Here is an 18,498-nt window from a genome sequence, read left to right as displayed (position 1 = left end):
TCGTGTCATGTGCTGGTCGTTCAGGTCGTTCACAGTCAGGGGATGTCGGTGGGGGCGTCGGCCGCGTGGGCCTGGCAGTCGGGGCAGAGACCCCAGAAGGTGACCTCGGCGGTCTGCACGATGAAGCCGGCGGAGTCGCCGGGAGTCAGGCACGGCGCCTCGCCCACGACGCACTCGACGTCGGTCACCGAGCGGCAGCCGGTGCAGATGAGGTGATGGTGGTTGTCACCCACCCGACGCTCGAACAGCGCGGCGGAGCCGGCCGGTTCGATGCGGCGCACCAGTCCGGCGGTGGTGAAGGCGTTCAGCACGCCGTAGACCGCCTGCAGACTGGTGCCGGGCAGCCCCGCGCTCACCGTGTCGAAAAGCTGCTCGGCGGTGGCGTGCGCCGAATCGGTCAGGCCGGTGAGCACAGCGAGGCGGGGCGCGGTGACCTTGAGGCCGGCGGCCCGGATCTCGGCGGCAGGATCGGTGGCGGCAGGGTCTGCCGTGCCGATCGCTCCGTGGGTGTGCATGGCTTCACGGTAGCAGTTGTTTTGAATTACTCAAAACAAGGTGCGCCGATTCACAGCCCGGGCGGCACCCGGTCCTGCCAGCGCAGCCGGCGTTCCAACTGGGCACCGAGCGCGAGCAGGGTGGCCTCGCCGCCGGGCCGGCCGATCAGCTGCACACCCATCGGCAGGCCGTCTGCCGTCTGCGTGACGGGCAGCGTGATGGCCGGCAGGCCGCACACATTGACCATCGAGGTGAACGGTGTGTACTGCACCTGTTGGGCGAAGTTGCGTTCGCCGTCGACGGCGTCGTACCAGCCCACCGGCCGCGGCGTCAGGGCCAAGGCCGGGGTGAGTACGGCGTCGAACCGGGACAACTGGCGGATGAACGAGCGTTCGTAGGCGGCCAGGGCGGTCAGAGCCTCGGCGACGGCGCGGCCGGTCAGCTCGCGGCCGCGGTGCATCAGCCACCGGGTGAGCGGTTCGAGCAGGGCCTCCTGCTCGGGGGTCTCGGCGGGGATCCGGGCCGCGCTCAGCTGCCAGAGCGCCCGGAACGCGGGCGCGTAGGTGGGGTCGGGGGTGAGGGCGGTCTGCTCGATGCCGTGCCCCATGCCGGCGAAGCCGTCCACGGCCGTGTCCAGCGCGGCCAGAGCCTCGGGGGCCAGAGTGATCTGATAGGCGTCGTCCCAGGCCGAGGTGGTCATCACGCCCAGCTGGTAGCGGCCCTCCCCACGGATAGCGGCGCCGAGCAACTGTTCGTCTCCCCCGGGTGCGCGCACCGCGAACGGGTGCTCCGGCCGGCCGCCGCCGGGGGCGATCATGGCGTCCAGCAGCAGCGCGGCATCCGCGACAGTGCGGGCCAGCGGCCCGGCCACCGGCAGGCCGCCGGGCACATCGAGGCCGCTCGCGGCGGGGATCCGGCCGCGGGACGGCTTGAGACCGACGAGTCCACAGGCGGCCGCGGGGATGCGCACCGACCCGCCGCCGTCACTGCCGGGGGCGAACGGCAGCATCCGGGCGGCCACGGCCACGGCGGCGCCGCCGCTGGATCCGCCGGCGCCGAACGCCGGGTTCCAGGGGTTGCGGGCGGCCGGGCCTGCGACGGGTTCGGTGTACGAGGGCAGACCGAACTCCGGCGTGCTGGTCTTGCCCAGACTGACGCCGCCTGCGGTGTCGAGGGCCTGCACGAGCAGGTCGCTGGTCTCCGGCACGTTCCCCAGCATCAGCCGGGAGCCGAGCCGGGCGGGCACGCCGGCGCGCAGCTGGAGGTCCTTGTCGCCGAACGGCAGGCCCCAGAGCGGCGCGGTTCTGGGCACCTCGGTCTGCACGAACCGGGCGCGTGCCCTGGCGTCGTCCGCGGTCACCGTGACAAAGGCGCCCAGGCCGGGATTCAGCCGGTCGATGCGGGCCAGATAGTGTTCGGTGAGGTCGGTGGGGCTGATCTCGCCGCGCTGCAGCAAACGCCACTGCTCGAGGGCGGTCAGTTCGAAGAGGTCGGCCATCCTCCGAGCCTAGCCAGTGCACATCTGGCTACAGTGTCGCCATGAAAGCAGTGTCGCCGTGACCGCGTGGCTGGTGCGGCATCCGCTCATCGCCGGCTGGCTGTGGGTGGGGTTCTGGTTCGCGGTAATCCTGGCGCAGGAGCTGGCCGGGGCGCCGCCCTGGAGCCGGTGGCCGGCCATCGTGCTCGCGGCGCTGCCCACCCTCACCGCGACCCTGTTCGTGCTCGCCGCCACCCCACGCAGCCACCTGCTGCCGGTGCGGGAGAGCGTGCTGGCGCATTTCGTGGTGCGGTTCCTGGCGCTGATCGCCGCGTTCATCGTCTGGGGCGTGTCGCTGGCGTTGGGCGCCTCGATCGAGGCGGCCATCCAGGAGGCCGGCGACCACGAGGAACAGGCCGTCACCGGGCTGGGTTTCAGCCTGCTGCTGGCCTTGGTGCCCGTCGTCATCGGGGTGCTCTGGCTGGCCCTGATCGTGCGGTGCGCCTGGTTCCTGCGCCGGCTGCGCGGTTGGCGGCAGGATCCGGTGAGGGCGAGCGACCAGCGGGCGGTGCCTGCGGAATTCCTGCAGGACCGGCCCCGCCTGCGCGCCGTGGCGATCGGCCTCGCCCATCCGGGGCTGCTGCTCGTCGGCGGGGCCGGGTCGTCGCTGCTGGTGTTCACGCTGGGCAGGGTGGATCTCACTCTGATGATGTGATGCCGCGTTGATGTGACGCTGGCGCTGAAAACCCCGCCCCGGGTAGCCTCGAAGAATGACACGCACCGACGCTGCCGCGCTGTACAACCCGATGGGCACGACGGCCCTGATCACGGGAGCGTCGAGCGGTCTCGGCGTGGGATTCGCCCATGAGCTCGCCCGCCGCGGCGCCGATCTGGTGCTCACGGCCCGCCGGCTCGAGCGACTCGAAGCCCTCGCGGTGGACCTGGCCGAGAAGTACGGCACCGTGTCCACGGTGATCCCGCTTGACCTGGCCGTGCCCGGTGCCGTCACCGAACTCGTGCGCGACCTCGCCGAGCGCGACATCCGGGTGTCCACCCTGGTCAACAACGCCGGTTTCGGCCACTACGGCAGCCTGGTGGATGCGCCGGCCGACCGGGTGCACGACCAGGTGGCGGTGAACGTGGCGGCGCTCACCGACCTCACCCATGCCCTGCTGCCCGGTCTGCAGGGTGCCGCGCTCGCGCATCCGCACGGCGCCGCCCTGGTGAACCTGGCCAGCACGGCGGCGTTCCAGCCGGTGCCGCGGCTGGCGGTCTACGCGGCCGCGAAGGCCTACGTCCTCAGCCTCACCGAGGCGCTCTGGTACGAGACCAGGGGCAGCGGGCTCAAGGTCACCGCCGTGTGCCCCGGCCCCACTGACACCGAGTTCTACGCCGTCGCGCGACGCTCCCCCGAAGGTCCGCGCCGGCTGATGAGCGTGGACGAGGTCATCGGCACCGCGTTCGCGGCGCTGGATGCGCCCCGGACTCCCCCGCACACCGTCAGCGGCACCTCGAACAGGGTCGTGGCCTGGCTGGTGGGCACGGCGCCCCGCCGAGCCGTGGTGACGGTGACCGGGCGGCTCTCACGCCGCTGACGCGGTGCGTGGAGTTACTTCAAGCTCTTCTGCAGCAGCACGGTGCCGAGCCAGCGCTCGAACTTGAAGCCGACCTTGCCCATCCGGCCGATCTCCTCGAAGCCGAAGTCCTGGTGCAGCTTGATCGACGCCTCTGCGCCCTGGTCGGCGATCACGGCGATGATCTCCTTGAGACCCGCGGCCCTGGAGCGCTCGATCAGCTCGGCTAGCAGTACCCGTCCGAGGCCCTTGCCGGTGGAGGCCGCTCCGAGGTAGATCGAGTTCTCGACCGTGAACCGATAGGCCTTCTTCTGCTTCCACGGGCTCACCAGCGCGTAGCCGAGCAGCTGGCCGGCGGGCGACTGGGCCACGATGAACGGCATACCGAGCTTGGCGAGGTAGCCGAACTTGTCGCGCCACTCGGCCAGCGTCATCGGGTCCTCGTCGAAGGTGACGGTGCTGTTGGCCACGTAGTAGTTGTAGATCTCCTGGATATCGGGCAGGTCGGTCTCCACGGCATCGCGCAGGGTGTACTCGAACGGCGCCTCGGGTGCCGGTGCCGGCGTCAGGTGACGTGGCAGCTGTCGACGCGGCTGGTATTCCTCTTCAAGCACCGTGGGTGTCCTCTCGTAACGCTGTTCAGATTACCGTGAGCGACCAGTCGACGGGCACAGCACCCTGCTCGGCCAAGAGCGCGTTCGCGCGGCTGAACGGGCGCGACCCGGTGAAGCCCCGGCGCGCCGACAGCGGGCTGGGATGGGCGGAGACGATGGTGGGGGTGTCGCCAAGCAGCGGGGCCAGGTTCGCGGCGTCCTTGCCCCAGAGGATGGCCACCAGCGGGGTGCCGCGGGCGGCGAGCGCCCGGATGGCCTGCTCGGTCACGGCCTCCCAGCCGTGCCGCCGGTGCGACCCGGCCTCGCCGGCCCGCACCGTGAGCACCCGGTTGAGCAGCAGCACGCCGTGCCGGGTCCACGGGGTGAGGTCGCCGTCGGCCGGTGTCGGCATGCCCAGATCGGTGTGCAGTTCGGTGAAGATGTTGCCGAGGCTGCGCGGTACCGGGCGCACATCCGCGGCTACCGAGAACGCCAGGCCCACCGGATGCCCGGGGGTCGGGTACGGGTCCTGGCCCACGATGAGCACCCGCACGTCGTCGAACGGCTGCCGGAAGGCGCGCAGGATGTTCTCCGGCGCCGGCAGCACCGTGCGGCCGGCCGCGGCCTCCGCTCGCGCGAAGGCCAGCGGGGCCGCGAACGGCGCCGCTGTGCTGACGTCGACCGGCGCCTCCCCGGCGCCGGGCAGGCCGAAGGCACGCGCCCAGCCCGGCTCGATCAGCGCCGGTGACGTCGGCTGGGTCATCCGGCTAGGCGCCGAAGGTGCTGACCAGCACCCCGCCCTCGGACTCGCTCACGGTCCAGACGCTGCCGGCACCGGCCACGCCGAGGGTACCCTGGCCCACGATCAGCACGGTGCCCTCGTCCACGGCCAGGCCGCCGCGGATGAGTCCGGCCTCGGTCGCGGCCACCATGCGCGACAGGGTGCCCCACTGGGCGACGTGCACGTCCACGGTCACGTCGAGCAGGCCGATGCCGTTCTCGATGGTGATCTCGTCCAGCTCCTCGGAGGCGTCCTGCGGGCTCACCGGCACGCCGCCGATGCGCCAGCCGCCGAGCAGGGCCCGTTCGGCCGCGATCATGGCGCCGGCGGAGTAGCCGAGGTAGGGGATGCCCGCGGCCACCTGGCGGCGGATCTCGCCGGCGATCGGGGCCACGGCCGCGAGGTAGGCGGGGGTGAGGCCGCCGCCGATGACGATGCCGTCGGCATCCGCCACGGCCAGCAGGGTCGCGAGGCCATCGAGGGCCAACGACGTGATCACGGGTTCGAGCGGGCCGGCGGTTTCGAGCGCGGCCACGAGCTTGGCGGCGTGGTCGTCGCCGTCGGCGCCCCGCACGACGATGATCGCGATGCGCGGCTCGGTGCGGCCTGCGGCGCCGGCGCGCAGGGTGGCCTCGGCCAGGAACGGCCCGTAGACCGCCGCATCGTTTTCGGTGGACTCGTGCGGGCTCCAGCCGCCGCCGACGAGGTGGATGCTCACGCGTCGACCGCCGTCGTCAGCGGGGTGGCGGTGACGGGCGGCAGCGCCGACCACGGGAAGACGATCCAGCCGTCGGTTTCACGCCAGGTGAAGTCGGGCACGTGCACGGTGCGGGGCTTGGTGTACAGCGTGGCCGAGCGCACCTCGCCGGCCGATTCCTTGAGGATGCCCACGACGAGGGCAAGGGTGTGGCCGGAGTCCGAGACGTCGTCGACCAGGAGCACGCGCTTGCCGGCAAGTGCCGGGGCGTCGAGCATCGGCCCGCTCAGCACGGGCTCCGGCAGGCGCTCGTCGATGCCGGTGTAGAACTCCACGTTGATGGAGCCGCAGTTCTTGGTGCCGAGGGCGTAGGAGATCGCCCCGGCCAGCAGCAGGCCGCCGCGCGCGATGGCGATGACAACGTCGGGCTGGAACCCGCTCTCGAGCACCGTGGACGCCAGTGACCTGGAGGCGTCGGCGAATTCGGTCCACTCCAGCACCTCGCGGGGCGGGTCGACGGTGACGGGGGCGATGGACGGCTGGTCGGGTTGCATTTGTCAATGGTAGAACCTCGCGCGCCCGCCGCGCGCGGACGAAGGGCCCGGTTCACCGGCGGCGCCCCGGTTACAGGAGAATTGACGCATGATCACACTGCAGCAGGATGCCGACGGCTTCGTCCGCATGAACCGGCACTTCCCCGGCAAGACCCCCATCATTATTCTCTTCACCGACGGCAGCACCGGCGAGTACACCGGCGCCCGGCTGAACGGGCTCTACGACCTGGCCCTGGCCACGTTCCGCGCCGAGAACCGCCTCGACGCCAAGGGATTCTCCCGCTCGCCGGCCAAGACCGTGCACGCCACCAACAACGTGGAGTTCGTGCCGGTCACGGCCGGGATGGCCCCGTAACGGTGTCATGAGCCCGCTGCCCTTCAGCGCCGAGGTGGAGATCGTGTTGCTCCTGGCCTCGTCCGTGCACCGCTACGAGGGGCGCCCGGCCGACGGGCCGCTGCCCGCGGTCGGCGCGGAGACCCACCCGAGCATTCACCTGCGGGCGGGCCTGGGCATCGTGGGCGACCGTCACTTCGGGCAGCGGGCGCACGCGCACGCGTCGGTCACGGTGATGAACGCCGCCGTGCTCGACCGCGTGGCGGATGACCTCGGGCTGCCGCGCACCCTGGACCCGGCCGCCACCCGGCGCAACATCCTGTTGCGCGGTGTGGATGTCGACGCTCTGCGCGGCGCCAGGTTCTCGCTCGACAGCGGCGACGGCCCGGTCGAGTTCCTGGCGAACCGGCCGGCGAATCCCTGTGCCTGGATGGACGTGACGCTCGCCCCCGGGGCTCACCGGGCCCTGCGCGGACGCGGTGGCATGCGCTGCGAACCGCTGACCGACGGGATCCTACGGCTCGGCCCGGCGCGGCTGCGCAGCAGCCTCCCGCTCTCGGCTACGGGTGCCTGACGCCGTCACCGGCCAGCACGGCCCGGTAGCCCTCGCGGTAACTCGGGTAGCGGAACGAGAACCCGGTCTCCAGGATGCGCTGGTTGCTCACACGCTTGTCGCCGCCCCGCCGGCTCCCGGTCTCGACGATCTCGGGAACAGGCAGGCCCAGTTCACCGGCCACGAAAGCGAGCACCTCAGCGGCAGGCACCGGCGTCGAGTCCACACCGAGGTAGAGCCGGTCCGGCGCCTTCGCCCGCAGCATCAGGTGCACGATCATGGCGGCGGCGTCGTCACGGTGGATCCGGTTGGTGAGGCGTGACCGTTCGCCGACAGTGGCACGCCCCTCACGCACCTGGCTGATCAGGCGTTCCCGGCCGGGGCCGTAGATGCCGCCCAGACGCAGCACGACCGCCGACGGGATCCGGCTGCGCAGCAGCTGCTCGGCCTCGAGCAGGATCGAGTCGGTGCCGGAGCCGGGAGTCGCCGGCGTCTGTTCGTCGACGGTGCTGCCGTCGTTCACGTCGTAGACCGCGGTGGAGGACACCATCAGAAACCGGCGCGGGGTGACCAGGGCCGCATCGAGGGCGTCGAGCAGGTTGGCCAGGCCGGTCACATACGCGGCCCGGTACACGGCGGGGTCCGGGTTGCCGGCGGCGATCGCCACGATCACGAGGTCGGTGTCCGCCGGCACCTCGGGCCGCTCGCGGCTGAGGTCCACGGACTGGCCGTTCAGGGCGGCCGGGAGCACCCCGGCCTGGCGGCGGAGGCCCATCACGTGCTGGCCGAGCGCGACCAGGCGGAGGCCCACCTCGGTGCCGAGGTCGCCGCATCCGGCAATCAGTACAGTCATCCCCCCAGTATGGAGCTGCGCGGGGGGCACTCAGCGCACCGGGCGGAGCACGGGTCAGAGCATGTCGCCCTCTGCCGGGGCCGGCAGGTGCCGCTCGGGCGTGCCGTTGTAGAACGACAGCGGCCGGATCAGCGCGTTCGCGGCCAGCTGCTCCATCACGTGCGCCGTCCAACCGGTCACCCGCGCGGCGACGAAGATGGGCGTGAAGGTGGCGGTGTCGAACCCCATCAGGTGGTACGCGGGACCGGACGGGTAGTCCAGGTTGGGCAGGATGCCGGTGCGCTCGGTCATACCGGCGGACAACGCCTCGTAGAGGGCGAGCAGGTCGGGCCGGTCATAGTGTTCGATGAGGGTGAGCAGCGCCGTGTGCATGGTGGGCACCCGCGAGTCGCCGTGTTTGTAGACGCGGTGGCCGAAGCCCATCACCTTGCGCTTGTGCGCGAGGGTGTCATCGAGCCACAGCTGGGCGCGTTCTGCGGAGCCGTCGCCCAGGCCGATCTCGGTGAAGATGTGCATCACGGCCTCGTTGGCGCCGCCGTGCAACGGTCCCTTGAGCGCTCCGATCGCCCCGGTCACGGCCGAGTAGAGGTCGGAGAGCGTGGAGGTGATCACCCGGGCCGTGAAGGTGGACGCGTTGAAGGAGTGCTCCGCGTACATGATCATCGACACGTCGAAGGCCTCGACCACGGCCAGTTCCTGCACCTCGCCGAAGGTCATGTAGAGGAAGTTCGCCGAGTAGCCGAGGTCGTCGCGCGGTTCCACGAGCTCGAGGCCGTGCCGGCGACGCTGGTCGTACGACACGATGGCGGGCAGCTGCGCGAAGAGGCGCAGCGATTTGGCCAGGTTGGCCTCCACCGAGGAGTCCGGCGTGGTCAGGTCGTTGGCGCCGATCACGCTCACGGCCGTGCGCAGCACGTCCATCGGGTCGGCGGAGGTGGGGATCTCGTCGATGACCCGGCGCACGGAATGGTCGAGGCGGCGCAGCGAGCGCTCGGCGACCTCGAAGTCGGCGAGTTGCGCATCCGTCGGCAGTTCGCCGTACCAGAGCAGGTAGGCGACCTCTTCGAAGCTCTTCTGAGCGGCCAGTTCCTGCACCGGGTAGCCGCGGTAGAGCAGGGAGTTGGAGTCGGGGTTGACCCTGGAGACCGCCGTGGCGTCCGCCACCACCCCTGCCAGCCCCTTGTGGATCTCCGGCACGGCAGGGCTCTGCACCGCGGGCGTCTGGATGGGCTGGTTGATGGTCATTTCGCTCCCTTGCGTCCTGATGAAACTGGCCGTGCTGTTCTGCTGGTGTGGTGCTGGGCTAGCCTTCGTGGCCGCTCAGGGTGAAGTTGAAGATCCCCGAATCGAAGCGATTGTAGGCCTCGTAGTCGAGCAACTGATAGAGCTCCGCACGGGTTTGCATCCGCGGCAGGCGGCTGGTCAGCGAGCCCTCGGCGATGATCGTGTCGAGCCCGTCCTCGGCCGCCCCCATGGCCAGCCGCAGCAGCGACACCGGGAAGATGACGATGTTCACCCCGACGCCTTCGAGTTGGTCCACCCGGAACAGCTCGCTCTTGCCGAACTCGGTCATATTGGCCAGGATCGGCACATCGACCGCCGCCCGGATCGCCTCGAACTCGGCCAGGGTGCCCATCGCCTCGGGGAAGATCGCGTCGGCGCCGGCATCCGCCAGAGCCTTGGCCCGGTCGATCGCGGCGGACAGCCCCTCGACGGCGCGGATGTCGGTGCGCGCCATCACGAGCAGGTTCGGGTCGCGGCGGGCGTCCACGGCGGCGCGGATGCGCTTGAGGGCCGTGTCGGTGTCGACGACCTGCTTGCCGTCGAGGTGCCCGCAACGTTTCGGGTTGACCTGGTCCTCGATGTGCAGCCCGGCGACGCCGGCATCCTCGAGGGTCTGCACGGTGCGGGCCACGTTCATCGGCTCACCGAAGCCGGTGTCGGCGTCGACGAGGGTCGGCAGATCGGTCATCCGGGAGATCTGCTGGCTGCGGCCGGCCACCTCGGTGAGCGTGGTGAGGCCGATGTCGGGCAGGCCGAGGTCGGCGGCGAGCACGGCGCCGGAGATGTACACGCCCTCGAAGCCCTTGGCCTGGATCATCTTGGCGGAGAGCGGGTTGAACGCGCCGGGGAAGCGCAGCAGGCTGCCGCCGGCGAGGTCGGCGCGGAGCTTCGCGCGCTTGGCGGCGGGGGTGAGGCCGGAGTAGAGCATCAGAAGATTCCGTTCAGGCTGGGCAGGGTGTCGAAGAGACCGGGGCGGGCCACCAGGGTGAGGGTGCCGAGTTCGGCAGCGGTCAGCTCAGGCAGCCGCTGGGCGACAGAAAGGAACCGCTCGATCTCCGGCTGTTCCAGGGCGTCGGCGGCCAGCAGCCGGAACTTCTCGATGTAGTCCTCCCGCACGAACGGGCGGGCGCCGAGCGGATGCGCGTCGGCCACGGCGAGCTCGTCGACCAGGCGGGTGCCGTCGGCGAGGAGGATCTCCACCCGACCGCCGAACGCCTTCTCGGCGGGGTCGCTGGAGTGGTAGCGGCGGGTCCATTCGGCGTCTTCGCTCGTGCTCACGGTGTTCCACAGGGCCACGGTGTCTGCGCGTCTGGCCCGCTCGGGCAGGTACGAGTCCACGTGGTGCCAGGCGCCGTCCTGCAGCGCCACGGTGAAGATGTACGGCACCGAGTGGTCGAGGGTCTCCCGGCTGGCCCGCGGGTCGTATTTCTGCGGGTCGTTGGCGCCGGAACCGATCACGTTGTGGGTGTGGTGCGAGGTGTGGATGACGATGCTCCGGATCGCCCCCGGCGTGAGGATCTCCGGGTGCTCGCGGTGCAGTTTGCGGGCCAGGTCGATGAGCGCCTGCGCCTGGTACTCCGCGGAGTGTTCCTTGGTGAAGCTGTCCAGGATCGCGCGTTTGGGCTCGCCGGCGCCAGGCAGCGCCATGTCGTATGAGGCATCCGGCCCGTCGAGCAACCAGGCGATCACGCCGTCCTCGCCCTCGTAGATCGGGGTGGGGCTGGTCTGGCCGCGCATGGCCCTGTCCACGGCCTCCACGGCCATCTTGCCGGCGAACGCCGGCGCGTACGCCTTCCAGCTGGAGATCTCGCCCTTGCGGGACTGCCGGGTGGCGGTGGTGGTGTGCAGCGCCTGGCCGATGGCCTGGAAGATCGTGTCGGGGTCGAGGCCGAGCAGGGTGCCGATTCCGGCGGCGGCGGACGGGCCGAGGTGCGCGACGTGGTCGATCTTGTGCTTGTGCAGGCTGATCGAGCGGGCCAGGTCGATCTGCACCTCGTAGCCGGTGGCGATGCCGCGCACGAGGTCGTGGCCGGTGAGGCCGCGGGCGGCGGCCAGGTGTTGGGCCACGGCGACCAGCGGCGGGATGTTGTCGCCGGGGTGCGAGTACTCGGCGGCGAGGAAGGTGTCGTGATAGTCCAGCTCCCGCACGGCAACGCCGTTGGCCCAGGCCGCCCACTCCGGAGAGACCCTGCGGCCGCTCGGCGGGCCGAAGACGGTGGCGCCGTCGCCACCCGCCGACCGCGGATGCGCCAGGGCCTGCGACCTGGCCGCCGCGACGGGGTCGCGGGTGAGGGAGGCCGCAGCGACGGCGGCGTTGTCGATGACCCGGTTGATGATCATCTCGGTCACATCCGCGTCGACGGCCACCGGGTCGGCCGCGCAGGCGGCGATCTTCCAGGCCAGCTGTTCGGTGCGGGCGGGGCTGTCGTCGCTCGGATGAACGCGCACTGTGATGGGCTGCACGGATGGTCCTCTCGGTCGGGTGGGTTACGAAGTCTGGTCGTGCACTGCGTGGACGGGCGCTGCCAGCACCGCGAGCACGCTCGCGAGGCTGAGGTGCAGGTGCACGTGGGTGGCGTGCGCGGCGAGCGCCGCGTCACCGTCGATGATCGCGTCGAGGATCAGCAGGTGTTCGGCCGCGGCGGCTCGCAGCCGCACCGGGTTGCCGCGGGCGACGCGGCGGATGCGCGCCAGGTGCGTGCGCACGGTGTCGAGGGCGCCCACGAGGAAGGAGTTGTCGACGGCGTTGTCGATCGCCGCGTCGAACTCGTCGATCAGGGCGTAGTAATCGTGGATGCCGTGCTCACCGGCGTCGAGCAGGGCGGGGGCGGCGAGGAAACGCTCGCGCAGCATCCGGAATGCCGAGCGGTCGGCGCCGCGGGCGGCCAGCGTTGCCGCGCGCTCCTCGAGGGCCTCGCGCAGCTCGTAGAGGGCGTTGATGGACTCGACCGACATCGAGGTCACCGAGAAGCCGCGGCCGCTGCGTCCGGCGACGAGGCCGTCGGCCACCAGCCGGGCCACGGCGGAGCGCAACGGGGTGCGGGAGACGCCCAGCCTGGCGGACTGTTCGACCTCCAGCAGTACGGTGCCGGCGGGAAGCAGCCCGTCCAGGATCTCGTCGCGCAGCACCCGGTAGGCCCGGTCACTGGCCCGCTCCGGCGCGGACTTCACGGTCTCTGTATACACAACCGCATTCTATTCCCCTATTGCCGCGGTTGTGCAAGACTAACCGCACCTTGTGTATACATGAGAGCTTCGATGGAGAGGTTCACACCATGATCGACCACAGTTCGTACCGCGATGTCTGGCGGCGCAGCATCGACGAACGCGAGGATTTCTGGCTCGAGGCGGCCGGCCTCATCGACTGGGTGGACCCGCCGACAACGGCACTCACCCAGCGCTCCCCCACCGACTATCGCTGGTTCGACGACGGCACCCTCAACACCAGCTACAACGCCCTCGACCGGCACGTTCTCGCCGGCCGCGGCGATCACACCGCGCTCATCTACGACTCCGCCATGACCGGCACCCGTGCGCGGCTCAGCTACAGCGAACTACTCGAGCGGGTCGCCCGGTTCGCCGGGGCACTGCGCGCCGTCGGGGTGGGCCGGGGCGACCGGGTGATCGTCTACCTGCCGATGATCCCGGAGGCCGTGGTGGCGATGCTCGCCTGCGCCCGGCTCGGGGCCGTGCACTCCGTGGTCTTCGGCGGCTTCGCGGCCAGCGAGCTCGCCGTGCGCATCGACGACGCCAGGCCGACCGTGCTCGTCACGGCGTCCGGCGGCCTGGAGCCGGGCAAGGCCGTGGAGTACCTGCCGCTGGTGCAGAAGGCTCTCGAGCTGAGCGCAGGTTCGGTGCACACCGTGATCGTGCGGAACCGCGAGAGCATCCCCGGATCGGCCGGCGACTATGCCGGCGATGCTGCAGCCGTGCGCTGGCTGGACTGGGCGGCGGCCGAAGCCGGCGCCGTGCCGGCCGACCCTGTCACCGTGGCCGCCTCCGACCCGCTGTACATCCTCTACACCTCCGGCACGACGGGAAACCCGAAGGGCATCATCCGTGACAACGGCGGCCACGCCGTTGCGCTGACCTGGTCGATGCGGGGCATCTACGACATCGGTCCCGACGACGTGTTCTGGGCGGCGTCCGACGTCGGCTGGGTGGTCGGCCACTCCTACATCGTCTACGCGCCGCTGCTCGCCGGCGCCACCACGGTGATCTACGAGGGCAAACCGATCGGCACCCCGGATGCCGGCGCCTTCTGGCGCGTCGTGGCGGACTACCGGGTGACCGTGCTGTTCACCGCTCCCACCGCCATCCGCGCCATCCGCCGGGTGGACCCGGAGCTGGCCGAGCTGGGTCGCTACGACGTGTCCAGCCTCACCGCGCTGTTCCTGGCCGGCGAGCGCCTCGACCCGGAGACCTTCCACTGGGTCAACGACAGCCTGCACTGCCCCGTCGTCGACCACTGGTGGCAGACGGAGACCGGCTGGGCCATCTGCGCAAACCCGCGCGGCATCCAGGAGCTGCCCACCAAGCCCGGCTCCACCGCGGTGCCCGTGCCCGGCTACGACATCGCCATCCTCGACTCGAAGGGCCAGCCCGTCACCAAGCCGGGCAAGGACGGCAACATCGCCATCCGGCTGCCGCTGCCGCCGGGCGGGTTGCTCGGCATCTGGGGCGGCGAGGACCGCTTCGCCAGCGCCTACCTGACCGCGTTCCCCGGCTACTACGCCACGGGCGACTCCGGGCACCTCGACGCCGACGGCTACCTCTACGTGATGGGCCGTACCGACGACGTGATCAACGTTGCGGGGCACCGGCTCTCCACCGGCTCCCTCGAGGAGGTGCTCACCCGGCATCCGGCGATCGCGGAGTGCGCCGTTCTCGGCGTGCACGACGCGCTCAAGGGCCAGCGCGCCGCCGGGTTCGTCACGCTCAAGGCCGGCTGGGTGGTCGACAACGACCTCCTCACGGCCGAGCTGGTGAACCTGGTGCGCGAGCACATCGGCCCGGTGGCGGCGTTCCGTGACGTCACCATCCTGGACCGGTTGCCCAAGACCCGCTCCGGCAAGATCCTGCGCAAGACCATCCGCCAGATCGTCGACGGTGAGCCGTACAAGGTGCCACCGACCATCGAAGACCCCACGGTGCTCGACGCCCTCACCCGAGCCGTGCGTCCCGACTAACCGTTTCATCAGCAATCCCATCTCACCGGAGCAAAGGAGCCCCCATGAAGGAATCACTGAAAGACACCAGGCCGGGAGGATCGATCGACTACGTCACCTTCGAGACCTCTGAACGATTCGTCAACCTGCAGCGGCGCCGGCGGCGGTTCGTGATCCCGCTCGCCGTGTTCTTCCTGGTCTGGTACTTCGCCTTCGTTCTGGTGGCCGCCTACCTGCCCGACGTGATGGCGTACCAGGTGGCCGGCAGCGTCAACCTGGGCCTCGTGCTCGGCCTCGGCCAGTTCGTCACGACGTTCGCCATCACCATCTGGTACGTCGGCTTCTCCAACCGGGTCCTCGATCCGCTCGGCGCCGAGTTGCGCGCAGAGCTCGAGCAGAAGGCCGCCGCATGAGCGCCCTGGGCACGACCGTGGCCGCTGTCACAGCGGCGGTCGAGCAGGCCGAGACCAACCCGGTGCTGAACATCTCGATCTTCCTGGCCTTCGTGGCCGTCACCCTGGTGATCGTGATCCGCGCCGGGCGCAACAACCGCACCGCCGCCGACTATTACACCGGCGGGCGCTCGTTCACCGGGCCGCAGAACGGTTTCGCGATCGCCGGCGACTACCTCTCGGCGGCATCGTTCCTCGGCATCGTCGGCGCCATCGCCGTGAACGGGTACGACGGCTTCCTCTACTCGATCGGTTTCCTGGTGGCCTGGCTCGTCGCCCTGCTGCTCGTGGCCGAGCTGATGCGCAACACCGGCAAGTTCACCATGGCGGATGTGCTCTCCTTCCGGCTGGCGCAGCGGCCGGTGCGCGTGGCCGCGGCCACCACCACCCTGGCGGTGTGCTTCTTCTACCTGCTCGCCCAGATGGCCGGCGCCGGCGGACTCGTGTCGCTGCTGCTGGGCATCACCGACAAGCTCGGCCAGTCCATCGTGGTCACGGTCGTCGGCGGCCTGATGATCCTCTACGTGCTCATCGGCGGTATGAAGGGCACCACCTGGGTGCAGATCGTCAAGGCGTTCCTACTCATCATCGGCGCGGGCGCCATGACGGTGTGGGTGCTGGTGATCAACGGGTTCAACCTGTCCACCCTGCTCGACGCCGCTGTCGCGAACTCCGCAGCCACCCCGGCAGACGCCATCCTCTCGCCGGGCCTGCAGTACGGCCACAACCCGCTGGACTTCATCTCCCTGGCGATCGCCCTGGTGCTCGGCACCGCGGGCCTGCCGCACGTGCTGATGCGCTTCTACACAGTTCCCAGCGCCAAGGAGGCCCGCCGTTCGGTGGTCTGGGCGATCTTCCTGATCGGCGCGTTCTACCTGTTCACCCTGGTGCTCGGCTTCGGCGCGGCGGCCCTGGTCGGCTCCGACACCATCCTCGCTTCCCCCGGCGGGGTGAACTCGGCGGCACCGTTGTTGTCGCTGGCGCTGGGCGGTCCGCTGCTGCTCGGGCTGATCTCCGCCATCGCGTTCGCCACCATCCTCGCTGTCGTGGCCGGCCTCACCATCACGGCGGCCACCTCGTTCGCGCACGACATCTACGCCAGCGTGATCAAGAAGGGCACGGGCGACCCGGACGGCGAGGTCAAGATCGCCCGGCGCACAGTGGTGGTGATCGGCATCCTCGCCATCGCCGGCGGCATCGGCGTGCAGGGCCAGAACATCGCGTTCCTGGTGGCACTGGCCTTCGCCGTCGCGGCGAGCGCCAACCTGCCCACCATCCTGTACTCGTTGTTCTGGCGCGGGTTCACCACCCGCGGGGCACTGTGGAGCATGTACGGCGGCCTGGGCTCGGCGATACTGCTGATCGTGTTCTCGCCGGTGTTCTCAGGCACGCCCACCTCGATGTTCGGCGAGTCAGTGAACTTCGCGCTCTACCCGCTGAACAACCCCGGCATCATCTCGATCCCGCTGGGCTTCGTCCTCGGCTGGCTCGGTTCGGTCACGAGCACCCGCAGGGAGAACCCCGCGCTGGCGGCGGAGATGGCCGTGCGCTCCCTCACCGGGTTTGGCGCCGAGAAGGCGAGCGAGCACTAGCCCGTCCGACAGGCCGCAACTGTGGCCGAAACGGACAATTCCGCCCGGTGCGCCGGGCGCAATTGTCCGTTCGGGGAACAGTCGGTGACGAGCCGGCTAGACGCGCGGGGCGAGCGGGCCGCGCGCGATCAGGGTGGTGGAGGCCTGGGCGACGGGCTTGACCACGATGAGGTCGAGGTTCACGTGCGCGGGCATCTCGACAGCGGCCACGATGGTCGCGGCCACATCCTCGGCCACGAGCGGGTTGGCCACGTTGTTGTATGCGGCGGCCGCCTTCTCGGGGTCGCCGCCGAAGCGCACGAGGCCGAATTCCTCGGTCTGCACCATGCCGGGCGCGATCTCGATCACGCGGATCGGTTCCCCGTTGAGCTCGAGGCGCAGCACCTCGGTCATGGCGTGCGCGGCGAACTTCGCGGCGTTGTAGCCGCCGCCGCCGATGTACGCGGTGTGCCCGGCGGTGGAGGTGATGTTCACGATGTCGGCGGAGACGTCGGCGGCTGGGCCGGCGGCATCCGTCGCGACCGACGCGCGCAGCAACGGCAGCAGCGCGCTGGTGACCCGCTTCACGGCGAGCACGTTGATCTCGTACATCCAGGCCCAGTCCTCGACGGGTCCGGTCTCGACCGAGTCGAGCCCCTTGGCGCCGCCGGCGTTGTTGACCAGCGCGTTCACCTCACCGGATGCCGCGAGGAAGTCGCGCAGCGCGTCCACGTCGGCCTGCACGGTGAGGTCGGCTGTGAACACGGCCGCGCCGGTCTCCTCCGCGAGAGCCTGCAGGCGGTCCGCCCGCCGTGCCACGCCCACCACATCCCAGCCGTGCTCGCGGAACAAGCGCACTGTGGCCGCTCCGATTCCGCTGCTCGCACCGGTGACGACGACTCTTCTTTTGCCCATTGCCCTATTCTGCCCGGAGAATGGACCCGATGAGTTCGCCAACCGACGCACCCCACAAGCACAAGCGCCGCGTTCCCCTCTGGGACAACGCCCGCTGGATCGCCATCACGCTCATGGTGATCGGTCACGCGATCCTGAAGCTGATCGGCGAATCCGACACCGCCTACGGCGTCTACCTGTTCATCTACGCGTTCCACGTGCCGGTGTTCGTGGCTGTCAGCGGCTACTTCGCCAAGTCGGGGCCGCCCGGCCCGCGCCAGATGCACCGGCTGGTCACCGACGTCATCTTCCCGTACCTGATCTTCGAGAGCATCTGGACCCTCATCACCTGGGGACTCGGCGGCCCCCTGCAGGTGGACTACTCCAGCCCGTCCTGGACGCTCTGGTTCCTGATCGCCCTGGCGATCTGGCGGGTCGCGCTGCCCTACCTGGTGCTGATGCGCTACCCGCTGCTGATCAGCATCGCCATCTCGGTGGGCGCCGGCTACGTCGGCGACATCGACAGCACCTTCTCGCTGTCGCGCACCCTCGGGCTGCTGCCGTTCTTCGTGTTCGGCTGGAAGCTGCGGCAGTGGCCGCTCACCGCCGCCTGGATGCACCTGTCTCCAGCCCTGGTCTGGCGGTGGCGGGCGGGTGCCATCACCCTCTTCGGCGCCTTGGCGCTGGGCATCGGCGTGAACATCGTCGGCGTGCGGGACCTGCGGCTGCGCAGTTTCACGCTCTACGACGAGGCCTACTGGCAGTTCGGCTACAACGAATTCTGGGCCGGCGTCATCCGGCTGGGCCTGATGCTCGCCTCGTTCGGATTCATCCTGGCCTTCCTCATGCTGATGCCGCGCCGGGCCACCTGGTTCACGCCGCTCGGCGCCGCCACCATGTACATCTACCTGCTGCACACCTTCCTGCTCTATCCGCTGCGGGAAACCGGGGTGCTCGACGGGCCCCAGCCGGTCTGGGTGCTCCCGGCCATCATCCTGCTGGCCATCGGCATCTCGGTGCTGCTCTCGCTCCCGGTGGTGAAACGGGTCTTCAGGCCCTTGGTGGAACCGAGGCTGCGGTGGCTGTTCCGGCAGGAACCGTCGACCCACACGGGCACCATTGTTTTGCCGCACGGACCTGCCAAACCGTAGCCGAGCCGCTGAGGCGCCCAACAGATGACGCCGTGTTGCACACACCGTTGTCGGCTCCGGCTGTGCT

20 protein-coding genes are annotated in these 18,498 nt (G+C 70.2%); 8 read left to right on the top strand and 12 right to left on the bottom strand.

Features of this window, described 5'->3' with window-relative positions; translation table 11 throughout:
* Window positions 1–35: 35 nt before the first annotated feature.
* Window positions 36–515 carry a Fur family transcriptional regulator gene (locus BJQ94_RS04160; RefSeq protein ID WP_265400814.1) on the bottom strand — a complete coding sequence of 160 codons (480 nt, stop codon included), beginning with the start codon at window positions 513–515 and terminating at the stop codon, window positions 36–38.
* A 50-nt stretch (window positions 516–565) separates the two neighbouring features.
* Complete coding sequence (locus BJQ94_RS04155) at window positions 566–1,993, bottom strand: amidase (RefSeq protein WP_265400813.1); 1,428 nt, start codon at window positions 1,991–1,993, stop codon at window positions 566–568.
* Between the two features lie 58 nt (window positions 1,994–2,051).
* On the opposite strand from BJQ94_RS04155, the gene BJQ94_RS04150 reads away from it, so the two are divergent.
* Window positions 2,052–2,687, top strand: a complete 636-nt coding sequence (locus BJQ94_RS04150) for a hypothetical protein (RefSeq protein WP_265400812.1) — start codon at window positions 2,052–2,054, stop codon at window positions 2,685–2,687.
* A gap of 55 nt (window positions 2,688–2,742) precedes the next feature.
* Window positions 2,743–3,567 (top strand): SDR family NAD(P)-dependent oxidoreductase, encoded by an 825-nt coding sequence (locus tag BJQ94_RS04145; protein WP_265400811.1) that lies wholly within the window; start codon window positions 2,743–2,745, stop codon window positions 3,565–3,567.
* 14 nt (window positions 3,568–3,581) lie between these two features.
* On the opposite strand, the gene BJQ94_RS04140 is transcribed toward BJQ94_RS04145, so the two are convergent.
* Genes BJQ94_RS04140 through BJQ94_RS04125 form a run of 4 tightly spaced genes read right to left on the bottom strand, consistent with a single transcriptional unit; the run spans window position 3,582 to window position 6,171 of the window.
* Window positions 3,582–4,160, bottom strand: a complete 579-nt coding sequence (locus tag BJQ94_RS04140) for a GNAT family N-acetyltransferase (RefSeq protein ID WP_265400810.1) — start codon at window positions 4,158–4,160, stop codon at window positions 3,582–3,584.
* Between the two features lie 25 nt (window positions 4,161–4,185).
* Window positions 4,186–4,902 (bottom strand): uracil-DNA glycosylase, encoded by a 717-nt coding sequence (locus BJQ94_RS04135; protein ID WP_265400809.1) that lies wholly within the window; start codon window positions 4,900–4,902, stop codon window positions 4,186–4,188.
* A 4-nt stretch (window positions 4,903–4,906) separates the two neighbouring features.
* Complete coding sequence (locus tag BJQ94_RS04130; protein ID WP_265400808.1) at window positions 4,907–5,638, bottom strand: Type 1 glutamine amidotransferase-like domain-containing protein; 732 nt, start codon at window positions 5,636–5,638, stop codon at window positions 4,907–4,909.
* On the bottom strand, window positions 5,635–6,171 hold the full coding sequence (locus BJQ94_RS04125) for a phosphoribosyltransferase (protein WP_265400807.1): 537 nt from the start codon (window positions 6,169–6,171) through the stop codon (window positions 5,635–5,637). Before BJQ94_RS04125 ends, BJQ94_RS04130 begins: the two co-directional genes overlap by 4 nt.
* A gap of 88 nt (window positions 6,172–6,259) precedes the next feature.
* On the opposite strand from BJQ94_RS04125, the gene BJQ94_RS04120 reads away from it, so the two are divergent.
* Entirely contained in the window at window positions 6,260–6,526 is a 267-nt protein-coding gene (locus tag BJQ94_RS04120; RefSeq protein WP_265400806.1) for a hypothetical protein, read from the top strand.
* A gap of 7 nt (window positions 6,527–6,533) precedes the next feature.
* A complete protein-coding gene (locus BJQ94_RS04115) occupies window positions 6,534–7,079 on the top strand; it encodes an MOSC domain-containing protein (protein ID WP_265400805.1) in 546 nt (181 codons plus the stop codon).
* Here the strand turns inward: BJQ94_RS04115 and BJQ94_RS04110 are convergent.
* From BJQ94_RS04110 to BJQ94_RS04090, 5 genes are read right to left on the bottom strand one after another with little or no spacing between them, the layout of a single operon-like run.
* On the bottom strand, window positions 7,066–7,911 hold the full coding sequence (locus tag BJQ94_RS04110) for an NAD-dependent epimerase/dehydratase family protein (RefSeq protein WP_265400804.1): 846 nt from the start codon (window positions 7,909–7,911) through the stop codon (window positions 7,066–7,068). The genes BJQ94_RS04115 and BJQ94_RS04110 overlap by 14 nt on opposite strands.
* A 54-nt stretch (window positions 7,912–7,965) precedes the next feature.
* Window positions 7,966–9,156 (bottom strand): bifunctional 2-methylcitrate synthase/citrate synthase, encoded by a 1,191-nt coding sequence (locus tag BJQ94_RS04105; protein WP_265400803.1) that lies wholly within the window; start codon window positions 9,154–9,156, stop codon window positions 7,966–7,968.
* 58 nt (window positions 9,157–9,214) lie between these two features.
* The gene (gene prpB, locus BJQ94_RS04100) at window positions 9,215–10,123 is read right to left on the bottom strand and encodes a methylisocitrate lyase (protein WP_265400802.1); all 909 of its coding nucleotides are present in this window, start codon (window positions 10,121–10,123) and stop codon (window positions 9,215–9,217) included.
* Window positions 10,123–11,658, bottom strand: a complete 1,536-nt coding sequence (locus tag BJQ94_RS04095; RefSeq protein ID WP_265400801.1) for an MmgE/PrpD family protein — start codon at window positions 11,656–11,658, stop codon at window positions 10,123–10,125. The genes prpB and BJQ94_RS04095 overlap by 1 nt, the downstream gene beginning before the upstream one ends.
* A gap of 24 nt (window positions 11,659–11,682) precedes the next feature.
* Complete coding sequence (locus BJQ94_RS04090; RefSeq protein ID WP_265400800.1) at window positions 11,683–12,381, bottom strand: GntR family transcriptional regulator; 699 nt, start codon at window positions 12,379–12,381, stop codon at window positions 11,683–11,685.
* 89 nt (window positions 12,382–12,470) lie between these two features.
* On the opposite strand from BJQ94_RS04090, the gene BJQ94_RS04085 reads away from it, so the two are divergent.
* The 3 genes from BJQ94_RS04085 to BJQ94_RS04075 are packed head-to-tail and all read left to right on the top strand — an operon-like array spanning window position 12,471 to window position 16,407.
* Window positions 12,471–14,384 carry an AMP-binding protein gene (locus BJQ94_RS04085; protein WP_265400799.1) on the top strand — a complete coding sequence of 638 codons (1,914 nt, stop codon included), beginning with the start codon at window positions 12,471–12,473 and terminating at the stop codon, window positions 14,382–14,384.
* A 44-nt stretch (window positions 14,385–14,428) separates the two neighbouring features.
* The gene (locus BJQ94_RS04080) at window positions 14,429–14,776 is read left to right on the top strand and encodes a DUF485 domain-containing protein (protein WP_265400798.1); all 348 of its coding nucleotides are present in this window, start codon (window positions 14,429–14,431) and stop codon (window positions 14,774–14,776) included.
* Complete coding sequence (locus BJQ94_RS04075) at window positions 14,773–16,407, top strand: cation acetate symporter (RefSeq protein ID WP_265400797.1); 1,635 nt, start codon at window positions 14,773–14,775, stop codon at window positions 16,405–16,407. The genes BJQ94_RS04080 and BJQ94_RS04075 overlap by 4 nt, the downstream gene beginning before the upstream one ends.
* A gap of 96 nt (window positions 16,408–16,503) precedes the next feature.
* On the opposite strand, the gene BJQ94_RS04070 is transcribed toward BJQ94_RS04075, so the two are convergent.
* A complete protein-coding gene (locus BJQ94_RS04070) occupies window positions 16,504–17,301 on the bottom strand; it encodes an SDR family NAD(P)-dependent oxidoreductase (RefSeq protein ID WP_265400796.1) in 798 nt (265 codons plus the stop codon).
* Window positions 17,302–17,330: 29 nt separating this feature from the next.
* Here BJQ94_RS04070 and BJQ94_RS04065 point away from each other — a divergent pair, with 29 nt between their 5' ends.
* A complete protein-coding gene (locus BJQ94_RS04065) occupies window positions 17,331–18,431 on the top strand; it encodes an acyltransferase family protein (protein WP_265400795.1) in 1,101 nt (366 codons plus the stop codon).
* The last annotated feature ends 67 nt before the right edge of the window (window positions 18,432–18,498 follow it).

This window comes from Cryobacterium sp. SO2 (assembly GCF_026151165.2).
Taxonomy (GTDB): Bacteria; Actinomycetota; Actinomycetes; order Actinomycetales; family Microbacteriaceae; genus Cryobacterium.
This window is presented reverse-complemented; position numbering and strand designations above follow the sequence as displayed.